Origin of the sequence: Ruminococcus sp. NK3A76, from assembly GCF_000686125.1 — a bacterium.
In the GTDB taxonomy this organism is placed as follows: domain Bacteria; phylum Bacillota; class Clostridia; order Oscillospirales; family Ruminococcaceae; genus NK3A76.
In genome coordinates this window covers 2,876,899-2,903,782 of the sequence record NZ_JMMA01000002.1, presented here as the reverse complement: position 1 = coordinate 2,903,782, position 26,884 = coordinate 2,876,899, and the positions used below count along the sequence as shown (strand labels likewise).

At 49.9% G+C, this 26,884-nt stretch carries 17 protein-coding genes; 11 read left to right on the top strand and 6 right to left on the bottom strand.

The features are described from left to right. Window positions 1–150: 150 nt before the first annotated feature. Window positions 151–3,174, bottom strand: a complete 3,024-nt coding sequence (locus CD05_RS0113445; RefSeq protein ID WP_028510922.1) for an ABC transporter ATP-binding protein/permease — start codon at window positions 3,172–3,174, stop codon at window positions 151–153. Between the two features lie 313 nt (window positions 3,175–3,487). On the opposite strand from CD05_RS0113445, the gene CD05_RS0113440 reads away from it, so the two are divergent. Then, window positions 3,488–3,997, top strand: a complete 510-nt coding sequence (locus CD05_RS0113440; RefSeq protein WP_028510921.1) for a hypothetical protein — start codon at window positions 3,488–3,490, stop codon at window positions 3,995–3,997. 199 nt (window positions 3,998–4,196) lie between these two features. Next, window positions 4,197–6,224 carry a glycoside hydrolase family 5 protein gene (locus tag CD05_RS20015; RefSeq protein WP_051589026.1) on the top strand — a complete coding sequence of 676 codons (2,028 nt, stop codon included), beginning with the start codon at window positions 4,197–4,199 and terminating at the stop codon, window positions 6,222–6,224. A 98-nt stretch (window positions 6,225–6,322) separates the two neighbouring features. Here the strand turns inward: CD05_RS20015 and CD05_RS0113430 are convergent, their stop codons facing one another. Both CD05_RS0113430 and CD05_RS0113425 read right to left on the bottom strand, forming a co-directional pair. After that, complete coding sequence (locus tag CD05_RS0113430; RefSeq protein WP_037323025.1) at window positions 6,323–7,441, bottom strand: cation diffusion facilitator family transporter; 1,119 nt, start codon at window positions 7,439–7,441, stop codon at window positions 6,323–6,325. 6 nt (window positions 7,442–7,447) lie between these two features. Continuing rightward, window positions 7,448–7,996, bottom strand: coding sequence for a glutathione peroxidase (locus tag CD05_RS0113425; protein WP_028510919.1), 549 nt, complete (start codon window positions 7,994–7,996; stop codon window positions 7,448–7,450). A gap of 900 nt (window positions 7,997–8,896) precedes the next feature. Here CD05_RS0113425 and CD05_RS0113420 point away from each other — a divergent pair. Both CD05_RS0113420 and CD05_RS0113415 read left to right on the top strand, forming a co-directional pair. After that, window positions 8,897–11,386 (top strand): ABC transporter permease, encoded by a 2,490-nt coding sequence (locus tag CD05_RS0113420; RefSeq protein ID WP_028510918.1) that lies wholly within the window; start codon window positions 8,897–8,899, stop codon window positions 11,384–11,386. Between the two features lie 18 nt (window positions 11,387–11,404). Continuing rightward, window positions 11,405–12,103, top strand: a complete 699-nt coding sequence (locus tag CD05_RS0113415; RefSeq protein ID WP_028510917.1) for an ABC transporter ATP-binding protein — start codon at window positions 11,405–11,407, stop codon at window positions 12,101–12,103. 172 nt (window positions 12,104–12,275) lie between these two features. Here CD05_RS0113415 and CD05_RS0113410 read toward each other — a convergent pair whose 3' ends face one another. After that, window positions 12,276–13,235 carry a hypothetical protein gene (locus CD05_RS0113410; RefSeq protein ID WP_028510916.1) on the bottom strand — a complete coding sequence of 320 codons (960 nt, stop codon included), beginning with the start codon at window positions 13,233–13,235 and terminating at the stop codon, window positions 12,276–12,278. A gap of 212 nt (window positions 13,236–13,447) precedes the next feature. Further along, the gene (locus CD05_RS0113405) at window positions 13,448–13,972 is read right to left on the bottom strand and encodes a nitroreductase (RefSeq protein ID WP_028510915.1); all 525 of its coding nucleotides are present in this window, start codon (window positions 13,970–13,972) and stop codon (window positions 13,448–13,450) included. Between the two features lie 196 nt (window positions 13,973–14,168). On the opposite strand from CD05_RS0113405, the gene CD05_RS20010 reads away from it, so the two are divergent. The 7 genes from CD05_RS20010 (at window position 14,169) to CD05_RS0113370 (ending at window position 24,703) form a co-directional block, all read left to right on the top strand. Further along, the gene (locus CD05_RS20010) at window positions 14,169–15,281 is read left to right on the top strand and encodes a flavodoxin (RefSeq protein ID WP_051589025.1); all 1,113 of its coding nucleotides are present in this window, start codon (window positions 14,169–14,171) and stop codon (window positions 15,279–15,281) included. Then, entirely contained in the window at window positions 15,278–16,198 is a 921-nt protein-coding gene (locus tag CD05_RS0113395) for an alpha/beta fold hydrolase (protein WP_051589024.1), read from the top strand. The genes CD05_RS20010 and CD05_RS0113395 overlap by 4 nt, the downstream gene beginning before the upstream one ends. 169 nt (window positions 16,199–16,367) lie before the next feature. Further along, window positions 16,368–16,763 (top strand): pyridoxamine 5'-phosphate oxidase family protein, encoded by a 396-nt coding sequence (locus CD05_RS0113390; protein ID WP_028510913.1) that lies wholly within the window; start codon window positions 16,368–16,370, stop codon window positions 16,761–16,763. Between the two features lie 42 nt (window positions 16,764–16,805). Further along, window positions 16,806–17,753, top strand: coding sequence for an exopolyphosphatase (locus CD05_RS0113385; protein ID WP_028510912.1), 948 nt, complete (start codon window positions 16,806–16,808; stop codon window positions 17,751–17,753). 215 nt (window positions 17,754–17,968) lie between these two features. Beyond that, a complete protein-coding gene (locus CD05_RS0113380; protein ID WP_028510911.1) occupies window positions 17,969–19,945 on the top strand; it encodes a hypothetical protein in 1,977 nt (658 codons plus the stop codon). A gap of 1 nt (window position 19,946) precedes the next feature. After that, window positions 19,947–20,681 carry a protein phosphatase 2C domain-containing protein gene (locus tag CD05_RS0113375; RefSeq protein WP_028510910.1) on the top strand — a complete coding sequence of 245 codons (735 nt, stop codon included), beginning with the start codon at window positions 19,947–19,949 and terminating at the stop codon, window positions 20,679–20,681. After that, window positions 20,678–24,703: a hypothetical protein gene (locus tag CD05_RS0113370; protein ID WP_028510909.1), complete on the top strand. Its 4,026-nt coding sequence runs from the start codon at window positions 20,678–20,680 to the stop codon at window positions 24,701–24,703. Before CD05_RS0113375 ends, CD05_RS0113370 begins: the two co-directional genes overlap by 4 nt. Before the next feature lie 157 nt (window positions 24,704–24,860). Here the strand turns inward: CD05_RS0113370 and thrS are convergent, their stop codons facing one another. Continuing rightward, window positions 24,861–26,636, bottom strand: a complete 1,776-nt coding sequence (gene thrS / locus CD05_RS0113365; RefSeq protein WP_028510908.1) for a threonine--tRNA ligase — start codon at window positions 26,634–26,636, stop codon at window positions 24,861–24,863. Window positions 26,637–26,884 lie beyond the last annotated feature (248 nt).

Sequence of the window (26,884 nt, the reverse complement as noted above, 5' to 3'; positions counted from 1 at the left end):
TTCGCCATTTTCTGTCGGTAAGCACAAAAACACCCCGGTTTGCAGGGGCGAAAATGGTTATAATAAAAAAGATATACCGGCTGCGTCGATGATCTTAATATCATCGGCACAGCCGGCACCTGTATTTTTAACTGTTTGGCTGTTTGGCGCTTATTCTGTCCTCAGTGCCACAACAGGGTCCTTCTTAGCCGCACTTCTTGAAGGTATGATGCCTGCAATGAGTGTCAGCAGAACGCTTATGGCTATGAGTATCAGCGCTGCAAGTATCGGCAGCTGTGCGCTCAGGTTGTTAAGGCCTGTCAGCGTGTGAACGATTATGTTTATCGGTATGCATAACAGGTATGTCACCACAACGCCTATAAGACCCGAGATAAAGCCTATTATAATAGTCTCGGCATTGAACATACTCGAAACGTCATGCTTCGATGCACCGATAGCACGCAGAATGCCTATCTCCTTGGTTCTTTCCTGAACGGATATCAGCGTGATAACGCCTATCATGATAGATGATACCACCAGCGAGATGCCTACAAAGGCTATCAGCGCATAGGTTATGGCGTTTATGATAGTTGTTATGCTCGACATCATGATGCCGATGTAGTCGGTGTACTTTATCTGGTCTACCTCGTCCTTGCCGTCGTTGTAGCTGTCTATCTCTTCCTTGATGATGTCCTTGTTCTCGAAGGTCGCAGCGTAGAGGTTTATCGCTGTGGGCTTTTCAAGGTCGATGTAGCCGAGCTTCAACAGGTTGCTCTCGTAATCCGAGTCGGAGAATTCAAGCACGTTGTCGTAAAGGAATGCGCCCTGCTTCTCGTCTTCAAGAGCCTTTACTATGTCATCAAGCCCTGCTGCGAGCTGCTGCTGTGTCATCTTTGAGAGCTGCTCCTCTACTTTGGAAGCGTATTCGCCCTTTACCTGCTCTGACATCATCTTGGAAAAGCTCTCTCTTACCTCGCTCTCACTGAGCTTTCCAAGGTATCCGTTTATCTCGTCCTCGCCCATGCCCATTTGGGTGCTCATTACCTGGCCGAGAGCCTTCTTCATGTCGTCAGCCGACATACCCTTCATGTTCTCCTCGACCATAGAAGCAAGCGTTGCCTCGTCAGGTGTGGTCATCACCTTGTGATACATAGCCGCCTTGCCCTTTTCGTCGAGCTTGGAAGCATTTTCCTTGAAGGCCTCTGTCTTCTGCTTGTCATCGAGCACAGTGTCCTTGTCCTTGAAGGGCAGGCCTGTGATAACGTCCTTTGTCTCGTCGGCAAGCTGTGCTTTGATAGCCTCAGAGCCCTTCATCTCATCTACCACATACCTTGTAAGGTCTGCGGTGTATGCCGCTGAGGAGTTGAGCATTGTGGCTGTTGCATCGGGGTCAGGTCTGATGATACCCGATATCTTCAGCTCAAGCCCGTTGTCGTAGAGATACTGCAAGCCTGCATCGGTGTCTCTCAGGTCGGTGTATGTGCCCGTTTCCTCGTCATACTTATAGCAGGAGGAGTTGAGTATCACCCTGAACGTCCTGCCGCAGACCTCTTCGTAGCTCCACTTGATATCGGCGTTATCCATGTTGAGCTCCTCGCCCTTCATGGAAGCCTTCATGATGTTGTCAACATCTTCCTTTGTTTCAAGACCCAGCGCATAGAGTGTCAGGTCATCGAGCTCGTTGTTTTCATCGAGCACAAGCACTATCTCGTTGTATTCCTTCGGCCACTGACCGTAAACGACCTCATACTGCTTTTTGAGCACCTCGTTTATGCCCGTGCCGTCGTCTTTCGGGAGCATTTCCTTCCAGCTGCGTGATGCGCCGCCGCCCATTGACGACATCATATCCATAGAGCTCATGCCGCCCATCATCTGGCTCTCCGCCTGATTCATAGCCTGCATATCTATACCCATATGCTCCTTGATGATATCGTTCATGATCTCATTCACATCTGAGTGGAGTATCTTGCCGTCAACGTTCTTTGTGTATACGAGCATATCGAGCCCGTAGCTGTACTGAACGCCGCTCAAAGCCTTGCCGAGCTTGCTGTCTTCACGGTTTCGCTCGGAGTCGATGTATTTCTTGAAGGTGCGCAGGTCGTTTTCCTTTGCCTCTAAGTGATTGAATGCATCTATTATCTCGTAGATAGCCGATTTTTTGTAGACAGCGTCCTTTTCGTGGGTCAGCTCCTTGTTGTCGATGCCCATGAATGTCTCCATGATGTCAGACAGGTCCATCTCGCTGTCTCTTATCGTCAGAGGATACGATGAAAGCGTCTGCTCCTGCACCTCGTTGATGTATGTCGTAAAGCCCTCGGATATGGAGAGTACCAGCGCTATGCCTATGATACCGATGCTCCCTGCAAAAGATGTAAGTATCGTCCTGCCCTTTTTGGTAAAGAGGTTTTTGAGCGATAAAGAAAAGCTCGTCGCAAAACTCATCGAAGGCATTTTCTTTTTGCTGTCTTCCTCACGCTTTTTGGCGTCTTCCTTGCTTAATACCTCTACCTCATCATCGGTGAGCGGCTGTGTGTCGTCCTTTATCTCACCGTCGAGCATACGGATAGTGCGTGATGCGTACTGCTCGGCGAGCTCAGGGTTGTGCGTTACCATAACTATGAGCCTGTCCTTGGATATCTCTTTGAGTATCTCCATTACCTGAACGCTCGTCTCAGTGTCGAGCGCACCGGTCGGCTCGTCTGCAAGTATTATGTCAGGGTTGTTTACTAAAGCTCTTGCGATAGCCACACGCTGCATCTGACCGCCCGACATCTCGCTCGGGCGCTTGTTTAGCTGGCTTCCAAGACCAACGTCTTCCAGCGCCTTCTTTGCCCTTTCTCTCCTCTCGCTCTTTGGAACACCCGAAAGCGTGAGCGCAAGCTCGACGTTTCTGAGCACCGTCTGGTGAGGTATGAGGTTGTAGCTCTGGAACACAAAGCCTATCGAATGGTTTCTGTAAGCGTCCCAGTCTCTTGCCTTGAAGTCCTTGGTTGAGCGGCCGTTTATCACAAGGTCGCCCTCGGTGTACTTGTCAAGGCCGCCTATGATGTTGAGCATCGTGGTCTTGCCGCAGCCTGAGGGGCCGAGTATCGCCACAAATTCCGAGTTCCTGAATTTAAGGTCTATACCCTTCAGCGCATGGACAGTTCCGTCGCCGGCAGGGTAATCCTTCTTTATCCCTTTTAGTTCAAGCATTGTCTCACTCCTTATAAGTTTCACAAATAAAACACCATATATTATATCACATGCATTCCCCATTTGCAAGAGATATCACAAAATATGCACATTACGGAACAAATGTTAACATTAATTACATTTACTGGAATTTACTGGGTTTATAGCTTTATCACTTTTGGTCACGCAGTATATTTGTTGCATATCAGATTACCGAAAATTTGTTCCGTTTACCTATTGATGTCTGCCGGTTTTCGTGTTACCTTTGTCTTGAAAGGAGGGGGCATGAGCCTGAGCTCTTATCCTTGATAATACCAACTAAAGGAGGAAAACTATGAACGTATATCTTGATGAAGGCTTCTATGCAAAGCCTGATACCGAGCTGCTCGGCTATATGGGTGAGCTCGGCACGAGAAGGGTGGTGTTCAACGCACTCTGGCTTGACGGAGCCGACAGCTTCTCCTGCCTGCTCGAATATGAGGACGGCGTGACAATAGAGGTGCCGGTGGAGAATTCCTATTTCACCGTAACAGAGCAGGTGCTCCGCCACACCGGCAAGGTCAGATGCCAGGTCGCAGCCAAGGCTCATATCACCGGAACGCAGACCTGCCGCCTCGTTAAAAAAAGCAATATATTCACACTTGTGATAAAGCCCTCGCTCACCGAGCCTGCGCAGCGCCAGGCTTCTGATACTCAGGGCGGCTCGCTGCTTGATGATATCCGGCAGGCCGTAAACGGGCTTGATCCGGCATCTGACAGCACCGCCGAGGTGATAAGCGGCGTTATCGCAGATGCAATAGAGCGGGATATCGCCGATGACGAACAGCCGTGTGCATCAGTATAATATTTTAATATATCTGATTATTCACTCGCTTATATTGCACAAAAACAGAGTGCAGTCTTTGTAAAAATAGTAGAAGAAAAAATTTTGTCGCCCTGTTCCTTTGACGGGGCGGCTTTTTTGTGGTATAATACAATAGACCTATGATCCATAACGGGTCGTGATAAAAAGTTATGTATAATTTAAGGAAAGGTGATGCAAAATGAAGAGTTTTAGAAAGATGCTCGCCGGGCTGTCTGCTGCGGCGATAGCTGCTTCGCTTATGACCGCTCTGCCTGCTTCGGCTGCTGAGGAAAAGGCTCTGACAAAGTTTGATGTGGTAAAGGCTATGGGTGTGGGCTGGAACTTAGGCAACACACTCGACACAAACGGCAGCGGCAGCAGCTCTGAGACCTACTGGGGCAACCCCAAGACCACGAAGGAAATGATAGACTTCGTTCACGACCAGGGCTTCCAGACTATCCGTATACCTGTGACCTGGGGCTATCATATGGACAGCGACCATAAGATAGACGAGAGCTATATGGCAAGAGTAAAGGAAGTCGTTGACTATGCGTATGACGACGGTATGTATGTTATAATCAATATACACCACGACAACGATATAAAGAATAAAAACGACAACTACTTCTTCCCGGACAAGGAGCATGAGGAGATATCCAAGACCTTTGTTTCAAGCGTGTGGACTCAGGTGAGCGAGGTGTTCAAGGACTACGATGAGCACCTTGTGTTTGAAACACTCAACGAGCCGAGACTTATCGGCGATAACAACGAGTGGTGGTTCACGGCCTCAAACCCCCAGACAAAGGTAAAGACAGCGATCGATATCATCAACGACCTTAACCAGTCGGCAGTCGATATCATAAGAGCTTCCGGCGGCAGCAACGCTAACAGACTTATCATGTGCCCCGGCTATGACGCATCTTTGGACGGCGCTACCACACCTTATTATAAGCTGCCCAAGGACGAGGCAGATATGGTGGCTGTTTCAGTTCATGCATATTCGCCATATAACTTCGCTATGAATGAGAACGGCTCTGCTGTTTATACCGAGTCTACAAGAAATGAGCTCATGGGTATAATCAAGAGCGTCAAGGGTCAGCTCGTTGATAAGGGCAATGCAGTCGTTATCGGTGAGTTCGGCGCTACAAATAAGAAAAACTCCGAGGAAAGAGCAAAGTGGGCATCAGACTTCACAGGCGCTTTCGCTGAAATGGGCGTTGCCTGCTGCGTATGGGATAATAACGCATATATCACAGCAAAGGATAATAAGTTCAACGAGAAGTTCGGCCTTATCCGCCGTTCAGAGCTTAAGGTCGATGACCAGACATACTTAAATGGCCTTTTAAAGGCTCAGAAGTCCGGCTATACACATACCTTTGATAACGGCTCGATAACAGTCAGGCCCACACTCACAAGCGAGGGCAAGATAACCTATACCTGCGCTGTATGCGGCGAGAAGAAGGAAGGCACACTTGATAAGCTCAAGGATATCACAAAGCTCTCTATCACTCTTGACAAGACCTCTGTGACATATACAGGCAGCCCCGTGAAGGCAGGCGTTACTGTAAAGAGCGGCTCTACAGTGCTTAAGGAAGGCACAGACTATACTCTCGGCTATGAGGATAATATCAAGATAGGCGAGGCAACTGTTATAATCAGAGGCAGAGGCGCTTACGGCGGCGAGAAGAAGCTCACCTATAAGATAGTAGGCACAAGCATCAAGACTGCCACTGTAACAGGCATCAAGAACAAGTACTACACAGGCAAGGCTGTTACACAGGCGCTCACCGTCAAGGTAGGCAGCAAGACGCTGAAAAACGGCACTGACTATACAGTTGCCTATAAAAACAACAAGGCCATAGGCAAGGCAACTGTTACTGTCACAGGCAAGGGCGCTTATACAGGCAGTATCTCCAAGACCTTCAAGATAGTACCTAAGAAGACAACAGTTAAGAAGGTAACGAGCCCCAAGACAAAGCAGCTTAAGGTCACCTACAGCAAGGTGTCAAATGTCACAGGCTATCAGATAACCTATTCGACATCTTCCAAGTTCACAAAGGCGACCACTAAGACCGTGACCGTCAAGGGTGCAAAGAACGTTTCCAAGACTATAGGCAAGCTCAAAAAGGGCAAGACATACTATGTAAAGGTGCGCACCTACAAGACTGTAAGCGGCGTTAAGTACTACAGCGGCTATACAGCAGTAAAGAAGATCAAAGTAAAGTAAACAAACATATCCGGCTCCGTCATAAATGGCGGAGCCGGTTCTTTTGTCTTTGGCAACACCGCACAAAGACCGCCTGAAGGCTTTGTACGGTGTTGCCCTTATTCACTGTAGTCTGCGTCGATCACGATGTTTACCGTGTATCCCGGGAACAGCTCTGATACCTTCTCTTGTATCTCGTCGTGTACGGCAGCCCTGTCGGGCGCATCAAAGCTGACTACCACATCAAAGCGCAGCATCTTGCTCTCACTGTCGATGAAAAAGCCGTGCATCTGTAAAACGTGCGGCTGCTCCATAACGAGCTTTGATACCTTTTCCCTTGCAGAAGCCGCTTCGGGGTCTTTGGTGTTGAAGGAGTATACGCTTATAGCCGTCATGGCTATGTTGAATTTATCAAATATCTCGGCGGAAATGCTCCTTGTCAGGTGGTCTATCTCATCAGCCCTCATGGAATCAGGCACCTCGATGTGTACCGAGCCCTGATAAGCATCAGGCCCGTAGTTGTGCAGCACCAGGTCAAAAGCTCCCTTTACCTCCGGGAAGCTGCATACGGTGGCCTTTATCTCCCTTGCAAGGGACGCTTCAAAGCCCTCGCCGAGAATTTTTGAGAGAGTATCCTTGAGCATTCCGAGTCCTGAACGGATAATAACAATGGCGATAACAGCACCCAGCCATGCCTCGACTGATATGTCAGCTAAAAGATATATTCCTGCCGCTGCTAAAGTCGAGAGCGAGATGACCGAATCGAGCCGTGCGTCCTCGCCCGAGTTTATCAGCGAATCCGAGCTTACCTTTTCGCCCACGCCCTTGACATACTGCCCGAGAACTATCTTCACCACGACTGCCGCCGCTACTATTATAAGAGAAGCGGTCGAATAGTCAGGCGTTTGGGGCTCGATTATCTTTTTGAACGACTCGACAAACGCAGTCACGCCGGCATAAAGCACTATAAGCGATATCACCATAGCGCTTAAATACTCTATCCTGCCGTAGCCGAAGGGGTGCTTCTTGTCAGGCTGCCTTGCGGCGAGCTTGGTGCCGACTATCGTTATCACCGAGCTTGCAGCGTCCGATATGTTGTTCACAGCGTCCATAACTATAGCCACAGAGTTTGAAGCTATGCCGACTACCGCCTTGAAAGCTGCCAGCAGCAGGTTTGCGAGTATGCCTGTTATGCTCGTTCTTATTATTATCTTGTCACGACTTGTCTGCTCATCCATTTTTCCTCACCCCAGCAGTGCTTCTGCTGCCTTTCTTACTTGCTGCATATCGACGGTCGGCTCAAAGCGGCCTACTACATTGCCCTTGTCATCAACGAGGAACTTTGTGAAATTCCACCTGATGTAAGCCTTGTCGCCGTATTTTTTGTTGTTCAGGTCTGAGAACTTTTTGAGCGCTGCGTTCTTAACGCCCTTGCCGAAGCCCTCAAACGGCTTTTGTGTCGCAAGATATTCAAACAGCGGCTCTGCATTGTCGCCGTTTACATCGACCTTTGCAAACTGCGGAAAATCCGTGCCGTATTTGAGCGTGCAGAACTGGTGTATCTCCTCCTCGCTGCCGGGTGCCTGGTTGGCAAACTGGTTGCAGGGGAAGTCGAGTATCTCAAAGCCCTTGTCCTTAAGCTCCCGGTACATCTTTTCAAGCGGCTCGTAGTGCGGTGTGAAGCCGCAGCCCGTAGCGGTGTTGACTATAAGCAGCACCTTGCCCTTGTATTCATCAAGGCTTACCTTGCTGCCATTGCGGTCGGTAACTGTGAAATCGTAGACTGTCTTCATAAAGCATTCTCCTTTCAGGATATGTGTTGCTGCGTCTGGTCGATAAATATCTTTTCCAACTATATTGTATCAAATATATCTTGCTTTGTCAAGAGGTTTTCGCAAATATTTTTTGTTTTTACAATTCAGGCATCGGTCGGCGGCCGTGCGGTGTTGCCTAATATGCTAAATATGCAGGGGAGTATTTATATGACTTTTAGTAACAATTTATTATTCATTTGCTAACATCTTTACAAATATATTAAGATGTGGTATAATCAAAAGGTGCTCTTAGGCAGTGAAAACGTTTAAGGCAACACCGCACAAAGACCGCCTGAAGGCTTTGTACGCAACTTACTTGCATCTTTTCCGTCATATTACACATTTTTTCCTTGAAATACGGTAGTATTCCTTCGGAAAATCTGTGCGATCTGACGAAAAAGCTGACTGCGCAATTTGCGCACAATCTTCGTGCGGTGTTGCCTTAAAAAACAGTAAAATGTTTTCATTATTGCAATGTTTTACCAAATCCGGCAGCGATAGACTGCTCCGGGTTATTACATTCCGACAAATATTATAAAATGCGATATATTGTATTGACAAACAATATTATACGTTGTATAATATAAAACAAGGACGGGAATGTGATGTTTTTTCATGTGCCTGCCGTAAGGATTCAAGGCAATACCGCACGACCATTGTGTGTCAGATGCGCAGTCGGATTTTTCGTCAGATTGCATAGAAAATTCGCAGGCATACTACCGTATGGCAAGAATTTTCTGTGTGATATGACGGAAAATCCGCAAGTAGATGGCACACAAAGGTATCCGCCGGTGGTTGTGCGGTATTGTCTTAAGGATTATTTAAGAATTTCCGTGATATCATTGATATATCGGACAATTTGGAAAGGGGAGAAATGGTTTGGGAGTTTTCTTAAAGTACATTTCAAAGAATATGCTCGAAAAAAAGGGCAGGCTGTTCCTGCTGCTGTTTTCGATCATGTGCTGTACAGCGCTGCTGATAATGAGCTTGGGTCTCGTTGACGTGCTGCTCGACAGCTACACACAGCCGGCAAGGATAGCCGCCGAGGGGCAGGATATCACTATCTATTCTGCGACCGACGAACAGTTCTTTGATGAAAAGGACATCAATACTGACGGCATATCCGATCTTAAGGGCACTATAGGCGTTACGGGTGTTCTGAATGAGGACGAGATAATCTACGTCAGAATGGCAGGCCGCAAGGGCTATGACACAGATATGGCCGAGGGCAGTATGGAAAACGTCAATGAAAAGATATGCGTTATCTCTGACCGTATCGCTGATGAGAGAGGTCTTAAGATGGGCGACAAGCTCACTATCGCTGTAAACGGCGAGAAGACAGACTTCGAGATCAAGGGTATCGCCAAGAACAACGGCATATTCTATTCCGATACAAAGAAGAGCTTCGAGGTCGTTGTGCCTTATGAGTATTTTAACCAGCTGCTCGGCGCAAACGGCAAGTACAACGGCATGACAGCCAAGCTCGACTGCGATGACAAGAGCTATGACCACATCAAGGGTCTTATAGATGACTTCAACGACGCTAACGAAAAGGTCGCAGCATCTGCCCTTGTAAACGACAGCAAGGATGGCTCTGAGACTATAACTATGGGTCTTTATGTAATGCTCTCTATCGTGTGCGTTGTATGTATGATCATCATCTACGGCGCATTCAAGCTCATAATCACCGAGCGTATCACAGTTATCGGTACATTCATGAGCCAGGGCGCTACAAAGAAGAAGATAGAGCATATTCTTATGTTAGAGGCGCTGCTCTACGGCCTCTTCGGCTCGGCATTCGGCGTGGGCGCAGGTCTTGGCGGCCTGAAAGTGCTCACAAGGCTCGTATCTCCTCTTAAGGAATACGGCATCTATATGCCGATGAGGATAAACGGCCAGCATATTCTTATAGGTGTTCTGTTTGCCTGCGTCCTGTCGGTAGTTTCTGCATGGATACCGATACGCAGCATAAGAAAGCTCGTGGCTAAGGACGTTATCTTAAACCGCATGGAGACACAGCACAAGAAGGGCTCTGTAAGATTTACAGTAGGTATCATCTTCCTCGGTCTTGCAGTAATAGGCGCACTTGTAAACAACGAGACTATAGATAAGCTCAGCGGCCTGTTCATGGCACTTGCTATGGTGGGTATGCTTATGATGTCAAGAAAGTTCATCAAGCTCGTTTCCGGCAAGATAGCAGGCGCTTTCAGAGGCCACACAACGACATTCCTCTCGCTCAATGCTATCAAGACCTCCAAGCTGCTCAGAGGCAACATCACACTGCTGGTATTCACCATATCCTCTGTAATGCTCATAGCTTCAATAGGTTCGAGCATGACAGACTTTGTAAAGGGCGCTTATGAGGAGCTGCACTACGACTACATGGTAAATAACCCAATACCCAGCAACACAGATGTGACGACAACTTCTATGCTTCTTGACAAGCTAAAGGCTATAGACGGCATCGACTCAACAAGGCTCTGCACACAGACAGATGCATTGGCAACAGTAAACAGCAAGGAAGCTGTCGTTATGGCGGCAGACCCGACACTCTTTGCCGAGTGGGGCGAATACTTAAAGCTCACAGTCGGCAAGACGGGCGAGCAGTACAAGGACTACACTGCATCGACAGGCAAGGACGCTATGGTATCCACCAGCTTCCTTAAGGATATAGACAAGAGCGTCGGCGATGATATCGACATAGACATCGACGGCATCAAGGATACATTCCACATCATAGGCGAGTTTGACGGCGGCCAGTTAAGCGGCGGCAAGATAATCCTTATGCACGAGGACAAGATACAGGAGATCTACAAGCTCAAAGAGGCAGGCTCTATAACCTTCTTCCTTAAGGACGGCGCAGACTCCGACAAGGTCGAGGAGGAACTCAAAAAGTCGATAAGCGACCTCGGCGCTACCTACTACTCCAAGCAGGAAATGGTAGACGACAACGTAAAGAGCAACGAGATGATAATCGACATTCTCTCGATATTCACTTACCTCGCACTCGTTATCGCATCAATAGGTATATTTAACAACATATCCATCAGCTTTGCACAGCGCAAGAAGGAATTCGCTGTAATGGCATCTGTAGGTATGGACATACCCAACAGGCGCAGGATGATACTCACCGAGAGCATCACAGGCGTTGTATGGAGCGCTATCGCATCTATACCCTACACGATACTTCTGTGTATCCTTTCCCAGAAGCTGCTCACAAGCTCCGGCATGGGCTTCGATATAGACTTTGCATGGGCTAAGTTCCCTGTATACATAGCAGTAGTTGCATTTGTTATCTTCCTTGCATCTATCGGCTCGATGAAGAGCATAGGCAGGCTGAAGGTAGTAGAAGAGCTTAAGTACGAATAAGAACAGGAGGAAGAGAAAATGAATGTTATAGAAGTTACCAACGTAAACAGAAAGTTTCAAAACGGCAAGGAGATAGCACACGTTTTAAAGGATATAAACCTTAATGTCGAGGAGGGCGAGTTCGTATCTATCATGGGTCCTTCGGGCGGCGGCAAGTCTACTCTCCTTTACCTGCTCGGCGGCCTTGATATGCCGACATCGGGCTCTGTAAAGATAAACGGTACAGACCTGAGCTCCCTCAAAGACAAGCAGCTTTGCAAGATGAGAAATGAAGAAGTGGGCTTCGTGTTCCAGTTCTACAACCTCGTTCCCAACCTGAGCGTTGAGGACAACATCTCGCTCCCTCTTATGATAGCAGGCAAAAAGCGCTCTGACTATGCCGACAAGCTCGATGAGTGCTTAAAGATAATCGGCATGGAGGACAAGAGAAAGCTGACCCCCCGTGAGCTCTCGGGCGGTCAGCAGCAGAGAGTTGCCATAGCACGCTCGCTGGTATTCGACCCCAAGATAATCTTCCTTGACGAGCCTATCGGCAACCTCGATTCAAAGACAGGTATGAGCATCATGGAGCTTTTCCGTGAGATAAACCAGAAGTACAAGAAGACTATAGTACAGGTAACTCACTCCGAGAAGTCCGCTCAGTACGGCACAAAGCTCGTAAGGCTCGTTGACGGCCAGATAGAGTCGATCGAGGATATTCAGCATAAGGAAGACTGATGCGCAGGGACTTTCAGCACCTGCTAAAAGAAGAAAGAATAGACAATAAATAAGAAATAATAATAGAGGTATCGACCTTGCGGTCGATGATTTAAAACATCATCGGCGCAGCCGATACCTCTATTTTTCATTATTCTTTATTATTTATTCTTTTTTATTTTAGCGCCAGCGCTTAGTGCTTTGTAGTCATTTCAAGCTCGATGTTAAAAAATCCGTTGCTGATGCTGTAGGGCAGACGGCAGTTGTCATGCACTGTCAGCTCGCTGCCGTCCTTGAAAAGGAATGTCAGCTTCTTGCTTACATTGCTGATGACAGGCTCTCTCTTTGGCAGACCTTCCCATGCAAAAAGCAGGCAGTTTGTGATGTTCTGCTTCATTTTCAGTATAGTCTCGGCATCGACAGGCTTTTCGCTCTCATAGACCTTTTCGTCTTCATAGCGGCTGGTCTTGGCGTTTGTGCCTGTGCCGTCAGGCAGCAGCGTGAGAGTCGCCTTTGTAAAGCCGCCGTTCTCTCTCTCCTCGTCATATACTATCTTTTCGATATCCTTAACATCAGGCAGCGGCACCTTTTCGCCCTGCATGGCAGTGTCAAACACATTTGCTATAGCTATTGCCGTATCTAAGCCGAAAATGGGGCACTGATTGTTTGAGTAGTCTATCCTCTCGCCGCTTGAGAAGCGAATGTCAACGCTGCCGCCGAAGTTTTCGGGCAGGCCTGCGGTGTTTGAGTGATAGCCGTTGCCCTTGGCAAGCTGCTGCTCACGAACAAGCTGCACGAGCCTTGGGAAAATATCCTCCTTTATCAGCACGCACTGCGGCCTGCTGCGCTCGCTGCCGTAGCCTATGCTCTTGTCAAGCACGAGCAGCGTTCCCTTTGCAGCCTTTTCGGCAGATGCCGAGATAAAGGTTATCCGCTCGTCCTCGCTTATCTCGTCCGAGAAGGAGCACACCCTGAATGAGCACTCAGCGAAGAAAGACACCATATCCTCAGACTCTATCTCAGTCGGGGCGCTTTTTCTCTGTGTGGCGTATGTTCCGCCGCAGGCATTCGGGGGCGGCTTGTGTACCACGATGATATCATCGTCTGTTACGGTGTCGGGGTCTTCGTCCTTTTTCCTTCCGAATAAAAACATAAGATATCTCCTTTCTTGGCAGTTTGCTGTGTGAACGTATGTGAGCATTTCCCTTGCTGTATCGCCGGCAGATAAGCAAAACAAGGGCAACACCGCACGAAGATTGTGCGCAAATTGCGTACAAAGCCTTCAGGCGGTCTTTGTGCGGTGTTGCCCAAGAGTCGCCGCCCGGCCGGTCATATCAAAGCGTGGGAAAAACCAATGCCCTCAGCTCAGATGCGGTATACCCTGCCCTCGTTTCTCGGCTCTGCGTTTGGTATGTCGCCTGCCGGAAAGCCTAAAGCACAGTGGCCTATTCCCTCCCATTCGCCGTCGATGCCGAGCTTTTTAAGCAGCTCCTTGTAATCCGGCAGCTCGAATTCTTCCTTCGCACGGTGTATCCATATGCTGCCAAGCCCTAAAGACTGTGCGGCGTTCATCATGTTGCCCATGACAAGTGCGCCGTCGTAGACGTGGGTGTTGACCCTCTTGTCACCGAGCACTATCAGTATCACAGGTGCGCCGTAGAACGGGTCAAAGCCCTCGTCCCAGCCGCCTATCCTGCGGTTGTCTTCCGATATCTTGTCACGCATAGCCTTGTCGGTGACTGCTATGGTGATGACCGCCTGCCTGCCTCTGCCGTTTGCGGCGTAAAGGCCTGCGTTTATCACGGCGTCGATGTCCTCAGCCTTTGGCATCTCGTTTGTGAATGACCTTATGCTGCGGCGCTGCTGTAAAGTTTTCAGTGTTTCGTTCATGGTCGGTTCCTCCTTGTCTGAATGTCCTTATGGGGTCGTTATGATAACATTATATCGCTATATTGCCCCAAAGTCAATATGCTTTTTAGTGATTTTTGTGCAAATTACCGTAAAAATATTGCAACAAGGCAGGATATATGCTATACTTATCATATCATCAGACAAACGACCCGACAATACATAAGGAGCAAACGCATTGGAAAACAAAAAGAAAACTCTCGGCATCATCGCAGATGTGATGATGTATGCTATTCTGCTTGTGCAGATGCTTTATATATTCACAGGAAATATCGTTCACGAGCTGCTCGGCATGGCGTTCTTTGCCTGCCTTGTGACCCACTGCGTCATCAAGCGCTGGTGGCTGCCCTCGCTGATAAAAAAGCGCAGCAGCAAGCGCTCAAAGGGGCGGCTTTTCTTTGATATCATCACAGCGCTGCTGATAGCCTGCTGCTTTGCGCTGGCACTCAGCAGTATGGGTGTGTCAAGGTTTCTCTTTCCGTGGTTTGACCACCTCGGGAGTGCCGACCTGCACAGATACCTCGCAACGGCCGTGCTCTCGCTGGCATCGGCTCACGGCGGTATGCGCTTTATACTCCGTGCCAAGGAGGGCAGCAAAAGGGAGGTCGTGCTCACCGTGCTGGCAGTTGCAGCATCGGCGGCTATAGGCCTTGCCCTCGTGCCGTATATGAACAGGCATCTGAAAAAGGTCGAGATAGATCTTGAAGATAAGGTTAGCGGCGAAAAGGCCGACTGGCAGGGCGGCAGGATGCTGACAGTATACTTCACAAGAGTCGGCAACACAGATTTTGAGGCGGACGTTGATGCCGTGTCGGGCGCATCGCTCATGCTTGCTGACGGCGAGCTTATGGGCAACGACCAGCTGCTTGCACTTATGCTGTCAAGTATCACCGGCTGCGAGAGCAAGGCGATAACCCTGACCGGCAAGAGATACCCTTCAGGCTACAACGACACCATAGGCGTAGCAATGGACGAAAAGAACTCATCTGCACGCCCTGATATCGAGCAGATAGACATAAGCGGCTATGACGATATAATACTTGTCTATCCGCTGTGGTGGGGAGATATCCCCATGCCCGTGGCGACATTCCTGGAGAGCAATGACTTTTCCGGCAAGAGGATATTCCTTATAGCCACGCAGGGCAGCAGCGGCTTTTCTTCGAGCACGGCTACTATAAAAAAGCTCGCCCCCGGCGCTGAGGTGACGGAGGTCATGAGCATCTATTGCGACGACATACCCGATTCAAGAGACAGGCTGCTTGAATGGGTAAAGAAAGGAGAAGATATATGACCCCACGTATGAAAAAAAGGCTTATAAGGCTTCCGATAGCTCTGGGTATCACGGCACTTGTCGCATCGGGGATAGTTGCGGCGTGTTTGCCGTATCTGGTGATGACAGGCAAGAGGCAGACGCTTGACGAGGCTATGAAATGGCAGAGCGAGCACTACGACACATCATTCTACGAGGGGCTTGAAAAGCAGGACTACACTGTGCAAAGCTATGACGGCTACGAGCTGCACGCACAGCTTCTCAAAAACCCCGAGCCGACTGATAAATACATTATGATCTCCCACGGCTACACCGACAACAGATACGGGGCGCTGAAATATGTGCCGATGTATCTTGAGCTCGGCTTTAACTGCGTGATCTACGACCTGCGGGGGCATGGCGAGAATGAAAGCACCTTCACCACTTACAGTATCCGTGAGGGGCAGGACATAGCAGAGCTTGTAAAGGACACACGCTCACGCTTCGGCGGCATATCCCTGCTCGGGCTGCACGGTGAATCGCTCGGCGCTGCATCTACGGCAGCTTCTCTCGGCTATTCGCCGCAGGTGGACTTTGCAGTGTGCGACTGCGGCTTTGCTGACATAGAGAATGTACTTAAGGGCGGCTTTAAGGCAGCCCACCTGCCGGCGTTTTTGTATAACTTGGGCAACCTCGGCGCAAGGCTTCGCTACGGCTGCAGGCTCTCGGATATGCGCCCTGTCGATAAGCTGACAGACAACAAGGTGCCGATGCTCTTTATCCACGGCGAGGACGATGAACTGATAGACCCCTCGAACTCACAGCGCATGGCAGACGCCACCGCCGGCTACAGCGAGGTGCATATCATAAAGGGCGCTGCCCACGCCGAGAGCATACTCACAGCCCCCGAAGAATACAAAGGATATGTCAGGTCATTTATGCAAAAAACAGGGGTATAAATACCCGGAGTCAGTTTACACAGTTAATCAAAAGAAATATTAAATATTTATGGTAAAAATGCTTGAAATTTTGAAAAATATATGATATAATATATTGGTAGGCGTATATATAGATATTCCGCCGCTGAAAAAAGATAAAAGTCAGACATTTATTATCGGAGGGTCTGAAATGAGTAAGATAAATGATTTTCTTGACGAGGCCAAGGTGTTCTTTTTAGCAACAGTTGACGGCGACCAGCCGAAGCTGCGTCCTCTCGGCGCGCATATGGAGATGGACGGCAGGCTGTTTTTTGGAGTGGGCGATTTCAAGGCAGTCTACAGGCAGCTCGTAGGCAACCCGAAGTGCGAGATAGCCGCAGCAAAGCCTGACGGCCACTGGCTCAGATATACAGGTGAGGCTGTGTTTGAGACAGATGAGAAGTACGCCGAGGCTATGCTTGACATGATGCCGTATCTTAGAGATATATACAATGAAAAGACCGGGAATAAAATGATGGTGTTCCACCTTGAAAACGCCACGGCTGTTGATATAGCAGTCATGGGCGTGGGCGAGAGCCTTATATGAGGCAATACCGCCTATAGCATAAACTGATCGGAGGATTTGACAATGAAAAGACTTGTTACACGAAGCGACTTTGACGGGCTTGTATGTGCAATGCTCCTCAACGAGATAGGTATAATAGACGAGATAAAGTTCGTTCACCCCAAGGACGTGCAGGACGGGAAGATAGAGCTCACCGAGAACGATATCACCACCAACCTCCCCTTTGACAAGAGGGTAGGCCTTGCCTTTGACCACCACGAGAGCGAGCTTATAAGAAACAATCTCGAGGATTACCTCGGCAAGTACATAATCGACGGCACAGCAAGAAGCGCTGCAAGAGTGGTTTATGACTACTACGGCGGCGAAATGGTCTTCACAAACGTTTCTCAGGAGATAATGGACGCTGTTGACAAGGGCGACAGTGCTGACTTCACAGTCGATGAGATACTCAACCCCACCGGCTGGGTGCTCATGAACTTCCTTATGGACGCAAGAACAGGCCTTGGCCGTTTCCATGACTTCCGTATCTCAAACTATGACCTTATGATGCAGCTCATCAAGTTCTGCGTTGACCACTCGATAGAGGACGTATTGAAGCTACCCGACGTCAAGGAGAGAGTTGACCTTTACTTCGAGCAGCAGGAGCTTTTCAAGGAGCAGCTCAGAAGACTTACCAAGATAGACGACAAGGTGGCAGTTATCGACCTGAGAAAAGAATCCACCATATACGCCGGCAACCGCTTTATGGTATATGCTATGTGGCCTGAGGTAGAGCTCTCGGTACACGTTGCGTGGGGCTTCAGAAAGCAGAACACAGCCGTTATGATAGGCAAGTCGATAGTAAACCGCAGCTCCAAGTTCGATATAGGCGAGCTTTGCCTTACCTACGGCGGCGGCGGTCACACCAATGCAGGCACCTGCCAGCTCGACAATGACAAGATAGATGCCGAGCTGCCTATCATCGTCGATAAGTTAAACGGCCGCAGACCTGTAAAGGAATGGTTCAAGTGATAAAACAGGGCGCTTGCCCTAAAATATGAATACTGAATAATGAAGGTATCGGCTATGCTGGTGATATTTAAGATCATCGACCGCAGGTCGATACCTCTTTTGTTCCTTTTTATTTATTCTGGATCTGCCCCCCTTCAAACGGCAAAGGCGTGGGGGTGTATCATATATGTGAGCAGAAGATGCGTCTTTTGCAGCCTTTTTACGGGAGTGATATTATGTATCAGGGAACTATAACCAGAAGAATGAGGTCAACAAGGAGCGAGGTCTATAACGCTCTGCTGACAAGAGATGACTTTGAAAACAAGCTCGCAGCACTGCGAAACGCCAAAGGCTCGCAGCGCCCCTCTGCCTGTGCGGCACTGTGCGAGATGTTCAGAGCGATAGGTGTGGAGTGCGAGGGCGGCAGAGAGTTTGAGTATTACGACGAGCTCGTTGACAAGACTGAGCTGCCTGACTTTGTAGATGTAGAAAACAGCATAATGAAGGTCATGTACGACTGCTTTGATAAATACCCCACGCCGGCAGACTATATGAAGCGAATAGTTGACCGCCTTTCAGACCCCGGTGACGGCTGGGACGACGAGCCGCTCCGGCTTCGCATACTCAGACGGTTTGTCAAATATCTTGAATGCGGCACATATAAAAACTCCGCCGGCAAGACAGTCTCGGTGTTCGGCTGGGAAAAGGTGATAAAGGCGTATGTCAAGGAGAAGACAGGCGCTAAACCTAAGAGCATTTCCGATGCGGCGCAGCTTGTAGACGAGGGGATATTCGAGGAATATTATGACAACACCGCAAAGCTGCAGGCAGCGCTCAATGAGTGCCAGCAGCGCCCCGAGATCAGAGGACTGCGTGACGAGATAAAGGAGCAAAAAAAACAGCTTAAAGCCGCACAGAAGGGCAAGACTGCCGACAAGGCAGAGGCAGAGCGGATAAAGGCAGAGCTTGCCGGCAAAGAGAGCCGGCTCAAAGAGCTTAACAAGCAGACAGAGAGCGCCAAGGGAAAGCTCAAGGATATCCGCAGCAGATACGGCATAGTAAGGCTTGCAGATGACCTGGCGCAGGGCAGGTTCAGGTCAAACGGTTCGACAAGGCGTGACCTTTATATGTTCGCAATGGCATTTGATATGACCTACTCGACAGGTGCAGGCAATGCGCCGCTTGAAACGACAAGGATGATCGACTACAGCTCGGATATAGAAAAAAACCTCTTTGAAGACTACTACACCAACAACCTCATGCGCTTTATCACCTCGGCATACGAGGGGAACCCCAATGCCTACGAGCTCGACCCGTCAGGGCACGGCATAAACTATAAAAACTTCGCAGAGATGGTGTATGTCTACTTCATCGCAAAGGAATTAAGCCCGACCGAAAAGCTCAGGCGCTCGACCGATATGATAGCAAGGCTCAGACAAAACGCAAAAAGCCCCCTGCTGTCAGACGACACCTCAACAAGATACTATGAGACGCTCTTTACCGAGGATATACTCGATATGCCCGAGGAGGAGTTTGAGCAGTTTGTAGCAGATAACTACGACTGCAGCGTAGCCTATGAGTATGAGGACGAGGACGGCAGGAAGCACTCGGGCATCATGGGCGATATGCAGGTGCAGACCTCGCAGAACACGGCTTTCAGAGAATACAGACGGCTGATAGACGACATGGAGCAGGATATGTGGCAGGACGGAGTAGAGGACAGCGAGTTTTCAAGGAAAAACTGCAACTACGGCCTGTGGTTTACCGATATATCTATGGATAAAAAGTCGGGCAGAGCGGCCTTTGACGGCTCCTTTGCAGATGATGATGACAAGGACAGGCAGGACAGGTTCTTTAAGCTGCTTTACGGCATCAATATGTTCATAGGCCACCTTTTCTCGGAGGAGGAGAGCGAGCTTAATGAGAACCAGCAGCACAACGCCATATCCTCCCGTGTGATAAGGACTATGGATATCACCTCGCCTTCGGATATGACAAGGACAGCCCTCGTGACGGCCTACTACTACTGGTATAACCACACCAACGAGCACCACGGCAGGACAAAGTGCTTCACCGAGGTGTTTGATGATTACACCGACCCCTCCACAGGCTTAAACAGCCTTCTTGAAGCGGCAGGCTATCAGCCGGTAAACGACAGGAATATCTTCGACCTTGCTGTGATGTTCTCATCATACGCATATCTTTCGGTGTGATATGGGCAAGGGGTATACACAGCCGCAGGTAAACATCTTCACCGCCGCCGGCAGCCGCCACGGGCATGACAGCGCCGAAAATCAGGACGCAGCTCTTTTTTGCCACGATGAGCGCTACAGCGTAATATGCCTTGCAGACGGCGTTTCGGCCTGCATACAGGCAAAGCAGGGCGCTGAGAATGCCTGCAGGGCATCGGCTGAGTTTATGCTCGCTCATGCACAAAGGCTCTTTAAAATGACAGGGCAGGATATCTCGCACACGCTGACCGACTATGTGCTCTACAGCTTAAGGGAGCTGTCGGCAAAAAGCGGTGTAAGCTGCGAGGAATATTCAAGCACCCTGGCCTGCGTGCTGCTTGACAGGGAAGATGATAATATCCTCTATTTCAGCGTCGGCGACAGCCTTATCACAGCCGCCCGAAACGGTGATCTGTACATCGTCGCCATGCCCTCTGACAGCCGTGAGGGGTGCTGTGTGACGACTACTGTAGATGCGGCATCGGCGGCAAAGTCAGGGGTGATCGACGCTCACGGCATAAGCTCTGTCATGCTATGCTCGGACGGGGCGTGGAGGATAATGTACCGCCGCAGCAGGCTTTTGCCGGCCTTTGGAAAGCTGCTGCAAAAAGGCGACTGCGCCGCACTTGGCAAAGCGCTTTTATCACAGGAGCGTGCTGATGACTGCACCGTGATAATAATGGATAAAACTAATCTATCAGGGAGGAACACTCAATGAGCGACAGGAGCTGCCTGAAAGGCTCTGTGACGCTGTGCTCAGACAGCGGCCACGGCAGCTTTTTAAGGACATTTACCGTAAAGGAAATGATAAGTGCATCGGGGGCTTCGGCTGTCTGCTACAAGGCAAGGCACGAAAAAAGCGGCAACGGCGTGCTAAAGGAATTCTATCCGCTTACGGTGCATTCGCTTTACCGCAGGGATGACGGCCAGCTTGTCTGCGACCCCGGGGCGCCTGAGGAGAATGAAAGATTTGACAGGCTGCTTAAGGAATACACCGAGCCGTATGAGATGCTGCTAAAAGCAAGGCAGCATGACGAGCTTGCGACATTCCTCCCGAATTTCGAGATATACTACGGCGTGACGGGGAATGACAGCCGTGCGACTGCGTATATATGGACGCCCGAGCCATGCCTTGAAACGTTTGATGCGGTGTGCCGCAGTATCCACGAGAATGCGGCAGACAAGCCCGGCGTGAACCTGCTGCGAGTGCTCTATTCTGTAGAGTCGCTTGTAAAATGCATATGCGCCATGCACGGCGAGGGGCTTATCCACAGAGACATAAAGCCCTCGAACTTCGGCTTTTTAAAGCGTGGCAGCGAGCTGCTGACACAGACGATATCGCTGTTTGATGTCGATACTGTATGCTCGGTGTATAACGTGCCGGCTGACTTCGCAAGGGGCTCGGAGGGCTTTATGGAGCCGGAAGCACTCAGCCGCAGAGCAAATAACCTGACGGATATCTACGCCATAGGCGCTACACTTTTCTATGCTGTAATAGTTACCGACGAAACGGCAGCTTCGGGCTATCTTTATAACCCCTCGTATTACCCGAGAATAAAGGAGCTCGTTGACGGTTCAGAGCTTATCTGCGCCTGCGAGATGAACTCTCACCCGCACCTGCGTGCGCTGCTTGCAAGGATACTGCAAAAGACCCTCTGCCGCCGTGACGAGCGCTACCAGTGCTGCGAGGAGCTGCTTGAAGACGTGCAGAAAGCCCTCTACTACGTCGTGCCGGCAGAGCTTGCCGACAGGGGAAGCGCCGGCGAGCAGTGGGTGCTTGCAGATGCCGACAGTCTCGACGTTTTTGATGCGGACAAGGAGAAAAACTCGACCCTTGCTATGCAGTATCACCTCTACACACAGCCGCTCTGCTCATCGCTTAAGAAGGGCAGGGACACGCTCGACCTGCTGCTCATAGGCTTTGGCAGATACGGGCAGATATATGCAGATTTAGCACTTCAGATAATGCAGATGCCGGGGATAAGGCTGCGTGTCACGGTAATCTCGGCATCGGCTGACGATAAGGCAGTCTACCTTGCCGAAAGGCCGGAGCTTTGCAGGTTCTTTGACATAGACGGCTCGCTTGGCAGCGGTAAGGGCTTTGGTGAGCTGCGCTTTGTAACGCACACTTTCTCTGAAAATGATGCACAGCAAAATGCGAAATATCTTGATAAGCTCTTTTCTGGCGACCCGAAGCCGGACAGGGCTTTTGTGGCGTGCGGCCGTGATGAGAAAAACGCCTTCATAGCAGGCACGGTAAGCAGCTTCTGCCATACCTTTGCAGCTGTAGACAGAGGACATATATCAGAGCAGACAGCGTTTGAGTGCATAGACCTTTGCGAGGATATGAGCGCTCTGCCCTTCTTTGCAGAGCTTGAGCGAATGGCGCTCAATGTCCACCTTATCTGGAACAAGAACCTCAATATCAACTTCGCAGAGGTAAAGCGTGAATTCAAAAAGCCCTATAACCATGACTCCTGCGTGTCGTTCGTGCTGGCGATGAAGTATAAGCTGCAAGGCCTTGGAATCGACACCGACAGTGCCGACCCTGCCGCTTTGGCAAGGCAGTATGCAGAGTTTCTTGGTACCCACGAGGGTCAGAGGGATATGCTCATATACCTCGAACACCGCCGCTGGCTTACAGAAAAGCTCTGCCTTGGCTACAGGCAGATAAAAGACCTCGATGACTGCGCAGGCGGCCTTATGCGTGACGAAAAGCGCAAACGCCATGTCTGCATAGTCACAAGCACGCCTGACAAGGGGCTCTCGGGCTTTGACTGGCTCACCCCTGACGGGCAGATAAATAAGCGCAAGTGGGACAGCCCCACCCCGGCAGACCTTGACAGGCTCGACGAGCTCGACAGAATGTCTGTTGAGTTACACCTTATGCATATGAAGCACGCCGCACAGACAAAACGCACTGACCTTTTAGGCGGCGAGATAGTCTCGGCTCTTACAGGGCTTGCGGGGCAGGACGCTGCGTGTGCTGTGGCACTGCGTGAGCTTATCGCCTGCATGAGGGCGGTGTGGCACGGCGGCAATGAACAGTGGCGGCGCTGCGAGGGGCTAAAGCGTGCATTTTGTGAGCGCATAAAGGCATCAAAGGCTTTCTCCGAGAGCGACAGGCGCACAGCAAGGCGGCTGACCGAGCTTTTGTATGACAGGTTCTACCCGGTGCTTGCCTGCTGCGTCTACCGTGACTATAAGCTCGACGACGCAGCGCTCGTTGACGGCATACCGTTCATTCTCACATACTCTGAGTCTGTCTGCATGGTGATACCCATGTCACTCGGGGCGAGCCTTGACCTTTCAGACCTTGCAGCCCCGACTGTCGTCAACCCCTCACGCATAATATACACGGCTTACTGCCGGAGCGGCGATGAGCTTGAAAGCATAAGGCAGAGCCTGCCACGCATCTGCGCCTATATGAAGAAAAAGCAGTTCGCAGCCTCGGTCGAGCTCATTATAGGCTTCACCCCTGGTGTGCTGCCATACAGTGTGTCGCAGGCAGAGAAGGAGCTTTGTGATGCAGAAAGCCGTCGTGTCACAAAAGTAAAACTCACAGAAGCCGGGTCGAGAAAGGACTTTGCTGCCACGCTCGGGGCAATGCTTGAAAAACGGAGAAAGAGCTTTGATGACCTGATGCTGGAGCTGAACTCTACGCCCCTTTCCTGCGTTATGGAGGGCGCAGGGCTTTATGAGCGCTTTGACTCCTACAGCTATGACCCGGCACAGATGCGCTTTACCCTGATAAACGGCTGCGACCTGCTCGGGTTTATAAAAGCCAGACCCTTCATCACGGCGGAGGATATGTTTTTATCTTCTGACAGCGAAACACACGCCGCCCCTGAATTCTACGGCGATATCTCAGCACTGTGGGAGCTCTACTGCGCCCACACCGATGCGTGGAAAGGCCTTTGCTCGCAGCTTTCAAGCTACTTTCAGGCAAACGACACAGCCGCAGTTTTTAAGCGCCGTGCAGGCAAAAAAGGCTTCTGCCGATATATCATACCCACCGCCTGCCGCAGGAGTGCCGAACGCATTCTCGGCGCACTCGCTGCCGCAGGGCTTACAGGCACTCAGGGCACTGTCAGGAGCTTTACCACACGCTCGTGTGAGATAAGTATCAGCGATGACCACGGCAACAGGGCGGCGTTCGATGAGCTTTTCTCACGGGTGGATATACTTATGCAGACAGACCTTGTCAGCACCGAGACTGACCCTGCATCGCACGCTGTCCGTGTGATATATAATGACCTGATAGTAAGAGCACTTGACCTCTCTACACTTCCGGCAGATGTGTATGAGCTGCTTGACGGGCTTGGGCGCATGGGGTATCTTACAAACCTCACCGTAAGCAAGGCAGAGGGGAGTGTCAGCTTTACCTTTGCGTCAGAGCAGATAAAAGACCTGCTCTCGGAAAGCGAGAGGGTGCTCGGTGTCTACACCTACCACAAGGCAAAGGAAACAGGCGGCTTTGACGATGTAAAGAGCCGTGGCGAGATAGGCGGCATAACGCCCGACTGCGTGCTCACAAAGGGCTTCTCGGCACTTTTTGTAGAATGCGGCACAGACCGTTTGGCAAAGCCCTGCAAAACAGCCGCCGGGGTGAACCTAAAGACCGTGTTTGTGACCGACACCGACACCGCCAACGTACAAAAGCGCCGTGACGGCATTATAACCGTCTCAGGCACCGGGGAGATAGGCAATATAGGGGAACTGCTGCTGAGACTTATATAAAGAATAAAGAATAAAGAATAAATAAGAAATAAAAATAGAGGTATCGCCTTCGGCGATGATATTTTAAATCATCGACCGTAGGTCGATACCTTTATTATTCATTATTCATTATTCTTTATTCTTTATTCTTTTAGCAGGCGCTAATGCGCCTGCGCTGTTATAGGAGCGTGTCTGTTATTTCCAGCGGCTTTTCCTCGTTCATCTTTACGCACATCTCAACAAACTTGTCAAGCGGCACGTCGTTTAATTTCTTGTTGCCTCTGATGTTTATCGAAACTGTCTCATTCTCAGCCTCGCTGTCGCCGAGCACGATGATGTAGGGATCCTTGTAGTTCTTGAACTTCTTGATCTTGTTTTTCATGTTGTCGTCGGTATAGTCCACCTCGGCACGGATATGGTTCTTTGTGAGCAGGTCAAATACCTTCTTTGCATACTCGTTGTGCTCTGTTCTTATCGGCACGATGCCAACCTGGAAGGGATTGAGCCAGAAGGGGAACAGTGCCTTGTAGTTTTCTATTATGATACCGATAAATCTCTCAAACGAGCCGAATATAGCACGGTGTATCATTACAGGCTGCTTCTCTGAGCCGTCTGCTGCTATGTACTTCATCTTGAAATTGAGCGGCAGCTGGAAATCAAGCTGTATAGTACCCATCTGCCATTCTCTGCCTAAAGCGTCCTTCATCTTAAGGTCTATCTTCGGGCCGTAGAATGCGCCGTCGCCCTCGTTTAATTCATAGCCGCCCTCGCCGTATACCTTGTCAAGTATAGCCTTAAGGTCAGCCTCAGCCTTGTTCCATACATTGATGTCGCCCATGTAGTCGTCAGGACGTGTTGAAAGCTCTGCTGTGTATGTAAGGCCGAATGTGTCATAAAGCTCGGTAGCTATGCTTAAGATATCCATTATCTCGTCAGCTATCTGCTCCTCGGTAACTAAGATATGCGCATCGTCCTGCCTGAAAAGCTGAACACGGAACAGGCCGTTTAACTCGCCTGACTTTTCCTTTCTGTGGATAGTGTCTACCTGATTTATCCTGATAGGCAGCTCCTTGTATGAGCGCTGCTTGCTCATGTATACCTTTATTGCGTTGGGGCAGTTCATGGGCTTTAGTGCGAATGTGTCGGGGTCGTCCTCATTCTCGCCGGGAATAACGAACATTCCGTCCATATAGTGTGCCCAGTGACCCGATGTTACCCAAAGCTCCTTCTTCGAGATCACAGGACCTGCTATCTCTGTGTAGCCGTGGCGCTCGTGAACCTCTCTCCAGTAGGTAAGGAGCGAGTTAAAGAGCTTCCAGCCTCTTGGCAGCCAGTAGGGCATACCGGGTGCTGTGTGGTCAAACATAAAGAGGTCAAGCTCCTTGCCGAGCTTCTTGTGGTCTCTTTCCAGAGCCTCCTTTATAAGCTGCTTGTGAGCCTTAAGAGCTGCCTTGTCCGGGAATGCGTATGCGTAAATACGGGTCAGGCTGTCGTTTTTCTCGTCGCCCTTCCAGTAAGCGCCGGAAACAGCACGAAGCTCGAAAGCCGCACCCATAAGCTCCTGCGAATTGTCAACATGAGGTCCACGGCAGAGGTCAACATAATCCTCGCCTGTATAGTAAACGATGATAGTCTCGTCATCAGCAAGACCCTCGATTATCTCCATCTTGAACTTCTGCGAAGCGAACATCTCAGCAGCCTTAGCCTTTGAGACTTCCTCACGCTTCCAGTCCTCACGTCTTTTGATTATCTCGTGCATCTTGTTGTCTATTTTTGCAAAGTCCTCGGTAGTCACAGTCACACCCTCGGGGAAGGTGAAGTCATAGTAGAAGCCGTCAGCTATCTGCGGCCCTATCGCATACTGGACTTCCTTGCCGTAAAGCTCGATAACTGCCTTTGCGAGTATATGAGCCAGCGAGTGTCTGTAAACTTCCAGAAACTGTTCTTTTTCCATTTTTATTTCCTCCAATCAATGATACCTATCCATCATCATATTATAGCATACCCGACCGCCGCTTGTCAAGCGCTTTTACAATGCAGGTATCTCAGGTAACAGGTAACAGGTAACAGTTGAGGTGCGCCGCTTGGTCAGTTAACAGTTAACAGGTAACAGTTGTGGTGTCGGCTTGCGCCGACGAGATGCCCATTCGGGCTGTCTTCGTCGTCTTCGTCCTCAACTCAGCGTGTGGGGATATCCCCGAA